We start from the raw sequence: 8,402 nt of genomic DNA, 5'->3' as shown, positions 1-8,402 counted from the left end.
GTTAAGTGAGCTGCAGGTACTAGGGTTGTACTTGCCTGCCAATTTCCGACATCTCAAACAGGCTATACTTGTATAGCCGGGAGGTGTTGAGATGAGCTCATCCCACAAGCGCTACAGTCGAGTGTGGACTACCCCCGGTTCTCTAGACACCACGGAAGCCACACGATAGCCGAACAAAGCGACGAGTAGCCGGCCCTGTCGTGAGCTACCGCCCGACACCGAACCTCGAATCCAACCCCAATCCCCTTGCCATCCCAAAGAAATCAAACGACCTTACCCCCACCATGACCACCAATCTGGCTTTCCTCCTGACACTCCTCTGGACGCTCTTCCTGGCGCCCTCGGCCTGCCTGTCCGGCGCGCTGGATCACTTCTGCGTCGAGGACGCCGAAGAGGCCTGTGGCCACGAAGTCGGCTGCTCGACCGATCCGTGCAACGTCGCCGTCGTGCTCGGCAAGAGCGTGCGCGGGGGCGACTCCCACGACGAACTCGCCCTGGCCCTGGTTCCCGCCGTGGCGGCGTCGCCGGTCCGTCCGGATCTCGACCGCGCGGCCGGGCGCCCGGTTCTGTTCGCGTCGGCGCAGCCCCGCCTGCCGCTCCCCGCGGCCGCCCTGCCCCTGCTCTGCTGATTCCCTCCTGCCGGACCTGAAGTGATCGTGCCGCGCTGCCGGGACGTGCGACCGCGTCTGTCGACCGTGTCGTTCCGCCCTGCCGTCCGGCGTCGTTGCGGCCGTGGCCGCGAGTGATCCCCGTTGGAGGAGTCCGTCCATGAACATCCCGCATGCGTGGAGCCGGTGGGGCTGCGCGCTTCTGCTGCTGCTGGCCGGCGACGCGTTCGCCCAGGCGCCGCGGCCCGCACCGGCGCCCGTCGATTCCCTGACCCTGGACGCCGCCAGGGCGAGGGCCCTGGCCGACCATCCCGGCCTGCTGGCCGCCGGTCTGGAGGTCGACGCCCGCGCGGCCGAGGCGCGCCAGGCCGGGCGCCGGCCCAATCCCGAACTCGGCCTCGAGGTCGAGAACTTCGGCGGCGGCGGCGACTGGTCCGGCTTCGGGGGCGCCGAGTACACCCTCGGCGTGGCCCAGGTGATCGAACTCGGCGGCAAGGCCGGCGCCCGTGGCGAGGCCGCGCGGCTGGCCGGCGTGCAGGCCGGGCGCGACGTCGCGGTCCGGCGGCTCGACGTCGTCCTGGCCACGACTCGGGCCTATCTCGCCGCCCTCACCGCCCGGCGCGAGGTGCGGCTCGCCGCGGAACTGGTGGACATCGCGCACCGCGACCGGGCCGAGGTGGCGCGGCGGGTGGCGGCCGGGGCGGTGTCGCCTCTCGAGACCGCGCGGGCCGACATCGCGGTGGGCACCGCGGAGCTCGAACTCGAGGACCGGCGGCAGGCCCTGGTCGCGGCGCGGGCTCACCTGGCGGCGACCTGGGGCGGGGACCCGGACTTCGGCCCCCTCGCCGACCGGCTGCCCGGCTGCATGCCGCCGCCTCCCCTGGACGAATTGCGACGACGCCTGGCCGCGAACCCCGACCTGGCGCGGTGGGCCGACGAGGCCGCCCTGCGGCGGGCCGAGGTCGCCCTCGCCCGGGCCGACGGGACCCTCGATGTGACCGTGTCCGGCGGGATCCGGCACGACGCCGCCTCGGGGGACAACGCCTTCGTGGCCGGGGTCGCGCTGCCGCTGCCGGTGGCCGACCGCGGCCGCGACCGGGCGGATGCCGCGTCGCTGCGCCGGGACGCCGCCGCACACGAGCGAGATGCGGTCGAGGCTGACCTGGCCGCGAACCTGGCCGCCCGCCACGCCGAACTCACCGCGGCCCACGCGGCCGTGCACGCCCTGCGCGACGAGCTCCTGCCCACGGCCGCGTCCGCCATGGACGCCGCCGCGGCGGCCTACCGGGAGGGACGCTTCGGCTACACCGACGTCCTGGCCGTGCGCCGCACCTGGGCCGAGCTGCGCCTGCGCCACATCGCGACCCTGGCGCGCTACCACACGGCCGTCGCCGAGATCGAACGCCTCGTCGCGGGCCCGCTCGCCGGACCCGCGGGCGACCAACCCGGCAAGGAGATGCCATGACCACCTTCGCTCGTCCCCGTCCGCCGCGCGCCGTGCCGGCGTGGCTGCTGCTCGCTGTCGTCACCCTCGTCCTGGCAGGCGCTGCCGCCCCGCGCGCGGGCGCCGCGGAACCCGCCGGCCACGCGGAGCACGCCGCCGCCGACCACGCCGGCGACCATGCCGACGCCGACCACGGCGATGCCCACGCCGGCCACGACGACGGCGCGCCCATCCGCCTCGACGCCGCCGCGCGCGCGGAGTTCGGCGTGCGCACCGCCGTCGCCGGCCCCGTCGCCCTGCACGACGAACTCGTCCTGCCCTGCGAGATCCGGCCCAACGACAACACCCTCGCCCACATCGTGCCGCGCTTCGCGGGCATCGTCACCGCCGTGCGGGTCGAGGTGGGGCAGCAGGTGAAGGCCGGGCAGGTGCTGGCCGTGGTCGAGAGCGACGAGAGCCTGACGACCTACGAGATCCGCACCCTGATCCCGGGCACGGTCATCGGGCGTCACATCACCCTGGGCGAGGCCGTCGACCGCGCCCACGCCGCTTTCGTGGTGGCCGACCTGGGCACGGTGTGGGCCGACATCACCGTCTATCCGCGCGACCTGGACCGCATCCGGCCGGGCCTGGAGGTGAGCATCGGCGCCGGGCCGGAGGACGACGGCGCCGTCGGTACCATCGGCTACGTGGCGCCGGTGGTGGACGAGGCCACGCGCACGGCCCTGGCGCGGGTCGAACTGGCCAACCCGGACGGCCGCTGGCGGCCGGGCACGTTCGTCACCGCCCGGGTCACCGTCGACCGGCCCGAGGTGGCGGTCGCGGTGCCGCGGGAGGCGCTGCAGACCCTCGACGGCGCGGACGTCGTCTTCGTCTTGGCGGGCGACGGGTTCGTGCCGCGGCCGGTGGTCGTCGGGCGCGGTGATCGCGCGTGGCTCGAGGTGCGGTCCGGCCTGGCGGCCGGCGAGGAGTACGTCGCCACGGGCGGCTTCACCCTGAAGGCGGAACTCCTGAAGGACAGCTTCGGCGGGGGCCACGCCCACTAGGCGGAAGGAGAACGACATGTTCGATCGCATCATCGCCTTCGGTCTGCGCAACCGGCTGCTGGTCGTGGTGGCGGCGCTGCTGGTGGCCGGCGCGGGGTACGTGGCCGCGACCCGGATTCCCGTGGACGCCTTCCCGGACGTCTCGCCCAACCTCGTGCAGGTCTTCACCGTGACCGACGGGCTCGCGCCCGAGGAGATCGAGACCTTCGTGACCTTCCCCGTGGAGGCGGCCATGGCCGGCCTGCCCGGCGTGGAGAAGGTGCGTTCGGTCTCGAACTTCGGGCTCTCGGTGGTGAACGTGTACTTCGCCGACGACCTGGACGTCTACTTCGCCCGCCAGCTCGTGGGCGAGCGCCTGCAGGAGGCGCGCGAGCGCATCCCCGCCGGCTTCGGCGAGCCGGAGATGGGCCCGATCTCGACGGGCATGGGGCTCGTCCTGTTCTACTACCTCGAGGACACCACGGGCGCTCACACGCTCACCGAGCTGCGCGGCATCCAGGACTGGCTCGTGAAGTTCCACCTGCAGACCGTGCCCGGCGTGACCGAGGTGCTCGGCATCGGCGGCTGGGAGAAGCAGTACCAGGTCGCCGTGCGGCCCGACGCCCTGCTCCGTTACGACGTCTCGCTGGCCGACGTGATCGACCGCGTGCGCGACGGCAACCTGAACGTGGGGGCGCAGTTCATCGAACGCGGGGCCGAGGAGTTCATCGTGCGGTCGGTGGGCCTGGCCACCGGGGTCGACGACCTGCGGGCCATCGTCGTCAAGAGCGCCGACGGCACGCCCGTCCTCCTGGGCGACGTGGCCGACGTCGCCGAGGGCGGCGCCGTGCGGCGCGGCCTGCAGACCCGCAACGGCACGGGCGAGGTCGTGGCCGGGCAGGTGGTCAAGCTCTTCGGCGCCAACTCGTCGACCGTCATCGCGCGGGTCGAGGCGAAGCTCGCCGAGATCAACGGCATCCTGCCCGACGGGGTGCGGCTCGTGCCCTACTACCAGCAGAAGACCCTGGTGGCCGCCGCCGTGCGCACGGTGACCACGGCCCTGCTGCAGGGGATCGCGCTGGTGGCCCTGGTGCTGCTGGTGTTCATGGGCAGCGTGCGCCCGAGCCTCGTCGTGGCCCTGTCGCTGCCCTTCTCGGTGCTGTTCGCCCTGCTGCTCATGGGGCGGCTGGGAGTGTCGGCGAACCTCATGTCGCTGGGCGGCCTGGCCATCGCCCTGGGGATGCTGGTCGACGGCACCATCGTCATGGTGGAGAACGTGGACCGGCGCCTGCGCGAGGCGGCCCCGGGCGCGTCCCGCCGCGAGGTCGTCGCCCGGGCCTGCGGCGAGGTGGGGCGACCCATCGTGTTCGCCATCACGATCATCATCGTCGTCTTCGTGCCGCTGTTCCTGCTGCACGGGGTCGAGGGCAAGACGTTCCGGCCGCTGGCCCTGGCGGTGGTCCTGGCCATGCTCGGCTCGCTGCTGTTCGCCCTGGTGGTGGCGCCCACCCTGGCGAGTCTCGTCATGGGGCGCGGCGGGCGTCCCGGCGGCGGCGCCGCCGGCGGGGGCTCGCGCCAGGAGCGGCTCCTGCTCGCGGGGTACCGGCCGCTGGTGGGCTGGTTCGTGCGGCACCGGGCCGCGGCCGTGGTGCTGGCCGTGGCGCTGCTGGGGGCGGGGGCGGCCCTGGTGCCGCGGCTGGGCTCCGAGTTCACGCCGCGCCTGCGGGAAGGGACCATCGTGGTGCGCCTGACCATGGCCCCGTCGATTTCCCTGGCCGAGAGCCGCCGCACGACCGGCATCGTCGAGCGGCGGCTGATGGCGATCCCCGAGGTGGCCGAGGTCGTCAGCCGCATCGGGCGCGGCGAGGTCGGCGCCCACACCGACCCCATCAACAGCGCCGAGATGTACGTGCAGTTGCGGCCGGAGTCCGCCTGGCGCGTGCGCGGGGGGCAGGACGCGGTCGAGGACCTGATCCGCACCGAGCTGGGCGACGTGCCGGGGGTGCTGGTGAACTTCACCCAGCCCATCGAGATGACGGTCGACGAGTTGCTCGAGGGGATCCGGGCCGAGCTGGCGGTCAAGGTGTACGGCGAGGACCTGGACGTGCTGCGGGAGCAGGCCGGGCGCGTGGCGGCCGTCCTGGGCGAGGTGCCCGGCGCGGCCGACGTGCAGGTCGACCAGGTGGACGGCGCACCCCAGTTGGTGCTGCGGATCGACCGGGCGGCCATCGCCCGCCACGGCCTGGACGTGGCCCACGTGCAGGAGGTGGTCCGCGCGGCGGTCGGGGGCGAGGTCGCCGGCCAGATCGCCGAGGGGGTGCGCCGCTTCGACATCCTGGTGCGGTACGCGCCCGAGGCCCGGGCCACGGCCGACGACATCCGGCACATCATCGTCACGGCGCCGGACGGCGCGCGCATTCCCCTGGACCAGCTGGCGCGCTTCGAGGAGGTGGTCGGACCGCGCCAGATCACGCGGGAGGACGGCCAGCGCTTCGTCGCCGTGCAGTGCAACGTGGCGGGCCGGGACATCGGCTCGTTCGTGGCCGAGGCGCGCGAGGCGATCGCCGCGCGGGTCGACCTGCCCGCGGGCTACCTCGTGACCTGGGGCGGGCAGTACCGCCTGCAGCAGGAGGCCAACCGCCGCCTGGCGGTGGTGGTGCCGGTGACGCTGGTCTTCGTCTTCCTGCTCCTGTTCGGCAGCTTCGGCTCCGGGCGCGACGCCCTGCTGATCCTGCTGAATATCCCGCTGGCGCTGGTGGGCGGGGTGGCGGCCCTCTGGCTGACCGGCCAGAACCTGTCGGTGCCCGCCTCGGTGGGGTTCATCGCTCTGTTCGGCATCGCGCTGGAGAACGCCATGGTCCTGGTGACGGCCTTCAACCAGCTGCGGGCCGAGGGCGTCGCTGCCGCCACGGCGGCGGTGCGCAGCGCGGAGCTGCGCCTGCGCCCGGTGCTGATGACGGCGACGACCACCGCCCTGGGCCTCGTGCCGCTGCTCTTCTCCCACGCCACGGGGAGCGAGGTGCAGCGGCCCCTGGCTACGGTCGTGGTGGGCGGGCTGGTCACTTCGACGGTGCTGACGCTGCTGGTGGTGCCGGCGTTCGCGGCCTGGCGGCAGGGGCGGGAAGGGACAGAGGGCGCGGCGGGATAGGTGTTGCCGGGGTGCCCACGGCCGCGGGCCCGGGACGTTCTCGTCCCGGGCCCGCCGCATCCGGGGGCGCTCAGCGGTCGGTGAAGGTGCCGCAGCGGAGCATTGCCGCACCGTAGTAGGGGTTCGCGATCGCATCGCCGGCCTGGAGCCACGCGTGGCCGGCCATGGGGCAGAAGGCGACGCGCAAACCGTCGTCGGCGCCCGCGGGTCGGGCCGCGATGGCGGCGTCGCTGAGGGTGGCGAAGGCCGCGCGTGCGGCGTCGAGATCGGTCGCGGCCGCGAGGAGGCCGGCAGCCTCGCTCACCGCCACGGGCGTGGTCTCGTCGGCGGCGATGCGGGTGGCCGCGGCGGTCACGCCCTCGAAGCGGTCGGCGGCCAGGGCGGTCTGGATGACGAGGTAGTCCCCGACCGGGGCGGGGTGCCGGGGTGAGTCGGTGGGGGTGGCCGCGAGGGCCGTGGTCAGGGTGAAGCCCAGGATCAGGGTGGTCAGGGTCAGGGTGCGCATGGCGTCCTCCGGGGGGTTGGGGTCAAGATTCCGGACCTCCATCTGCATAGGTGATGCCATGCCTCAAGCTGTTGTGGGACAATAGCTAGGCATCCACGGCGGTTCCCGGGTGAAGACTATTGTCGAACACTATTCTCGACCGTCCCTGTCGCTGAGCGGTAGGCGTGAAACCGGAGGAATTGACTTCTGTTTTGGGCCCGTGTAGAGTCCGGATTCGCCTCATCACCCCCCGCACATCATCAACCGGGAGCACCCCATGAGCCAACGCACGCCCTTCCCGCCCGTATTCTGGGTGGCCAACCTCATCGAGGTCCTCGAGCGATTCTCGTACTACGGGATCTACTTCGGCTTCGGCATCTACCTGACCAGCCTCGGGTTCTCGCGCGACCAGTTGGGCATCGTCCAGAGCCTCTTCCTGCTCGTCTCGTACACGGTGCCCATCATCTCGGGCACCATGGCCGACCGCTACGGCTTCAAGAAGATCCTGATCATCTCCTACCTGGCCTACCTGCCGGCGATCCTGCTGATGCTGGTCAGCAAGTCGTTCGGGGGCATCGCGACGACGATGCTGCTGATCGCCATGGCCGCCGGCATCTTCAAACCGCTCATCTCGGGCACGGTGCGGGCGGTGACCGACGGCACCAACAAGACCATCGGCTTCGGCATCTTCTACGCCATGGTGAACGTGGGGGGCACGGTGGGGCCCATCGTGGCGGGCAAGCTGCGGGCCACTTCGTGGGAGAACGCCTTCATCGCCTCGGCGGCCGGCATCGTCGCCATGCTCATCGTCACGGTCCTGTTCTACAGGGAGCCGTCCCGCGAGGAGAGCGCCAAGAGCCTCAAGGAGACCCTCGGCGAGATCGGCACCGTGCTGTCGGACCTGAAGTTCACCTCCTTCCTGGTCATCCTCGGCTTCGGCTTCTGGCTGCCGTTCTGGTCGTTCTTCAACCTGTGCGCCCTGTACGTCGATTCGAGCGTCGACACGGCCCAGCTCTACCTCGGCATGAGGGGCGTCGTGGGTGCGGGCGTGGCCGACTTCCTCAGCCAGGTCGACGAGACCGGCACCCGGCGCATCCTGGGCGAGACCATTTCGCACACGGGCTGGATCATCATCTTCCTGCAGCTTTCGGTCTCGCGGGTCGCCGAGCGTTTCCGCGCCATGCCCGTCTTCAACACCGGCCAGATCATCGCCGGCCTGGGCTTCGTGGTGCTGGGCATCGCGGCCACGGGTTCGCCGGCCATCGTCTTCCTGGGCATCTTCCTCTTCGCCCTGGGCGAGATGATCGCCAGCCCGCGCATCCAGGAGTACATCACCTGGCTGGCGCCCAAGGAGAAGGCGGGGCTCTACATGGGGGCCAGCTTCCTCTCGACGGCCATCGGCGGCCTCACCAGCGGCATCTACACCTCGGTGTACGGGCGCTTCGACGCGGCGGGCAACCCCGGCGGCGTCATGTTCGTGTTGGGCGCCCACATGGTGCTCTCGATCGGCCTGATCTGGATCTTCGGCAAGGTGGCCGGCGACTTCCAGGAGCAGTCGGCCTGATTCCTCCTGTTTCGGGGCGGTTGCTTCCGGCCGCCCCGTCCCCTACAATCGAGGCACGATGCGCCGGCCGGAGCGGGCGCCCGCTGGGGCGCGCCGCCGCTTCGCGTGCCGGCGGGAGACTCTGCCGAG

6 protein-coding genes are annotated in these 8,402 nt (G+C 72.1%); 5 read left to right on the top strand and 1 reads right to left on the bottom strand.

What is annotated here, in order from left to right:
• Positions 1-284: 284 nt before the first annotated feature.
• From KDM41_15920 to KDM41_15905, 4 genes are all read left to right on the top strand, one after another.
• Positions 285-629, top strand: a complete 345-nt coding sequence (locus KDM41_15920; protein MCB1184914.1) for a hypothetical protein — start codon at positions 285-287, stop codon at positions 627-629.
• 139 nt (positions 630-768) lie between these two features.
• Positions 769-2,073, top strand: a complete 1,305-nt coding sequence (locus KDM41_15915) for a TolC family protein (protein MCB1184913.1) — start codon at positions 769-771, stop codon at positions 2,071-2,073.
• Entirely contained in the window at positions 2,070-3,098 is a 1,029-nt protein-coding gene (locus tag KDM41_15910; protein MCB1184912.1) for an efflux RND transporter periplasmic adaptor subunit, read from the top strand. The genes KDM41_15915 and KDM41_15910 overlap by 4 nt, the downstream gene beginning before the upstream one ends.
• Positions 3,099-3,114: 16 nt before the next feature.
• Positions 3,115-6,225 (top strand): efflux RND transporter permease subunit, encoded by a 3,111-nt coding sequence (locus KDM41_15905; protein MCB1184911.1) that lies wholly within the window; start codon positions 3,115-3,117, stop codon positions 6,223-6,225.
• Between the two features lie 70 nt (positions 6,226-6,295).
• On the opposite strand, the gene KDM41_15900 is transcribed toward KDM41_15905, so the two are convergent.
• Positions 6,296-6,730 carry a DUF3347 domain-containing protein gene (locus KDM41_15900; protein ID MCB1184910.1) on the bottom strand — a complete coding sequence of 145 codons (435 nt, stop codon included), beginning with the start codon at positions 6,728-6,730 and terminating at the stop codon, positions 6,296-6,298.
• Between the two features lie 256 nt (positions 6,731-6,986).
• Here KDM41_15900 and KDM41_15895 point away from each other — a divergent pair, with 256 nt between their 5' ends.
• Positions 6,987-8,273, top strand: a complete 1,287-nt coding sequence (locus KDM41_15895; protein MCB1184909.1) for an MFS transporter — start codon at positions 6,987-6,989, stop codon at positions 8,271-8,273.
• Positions 8,274-8,402: the final 129 nt, after the last annotated feature.

It is taken from the genome of bacterium (assembly GCA_020440705.1).
Lineage (GTDB): Bacteria > Krumholzibacteriota > Krumholzibacteriia > LZORAL124-64-63 > LZORAL124-64-63 > JAGRNP01.
Note: the sequence above shows the minus strand (reverse complement) of the source record. Positions and strands in the feature narration are given on the sequence as shown.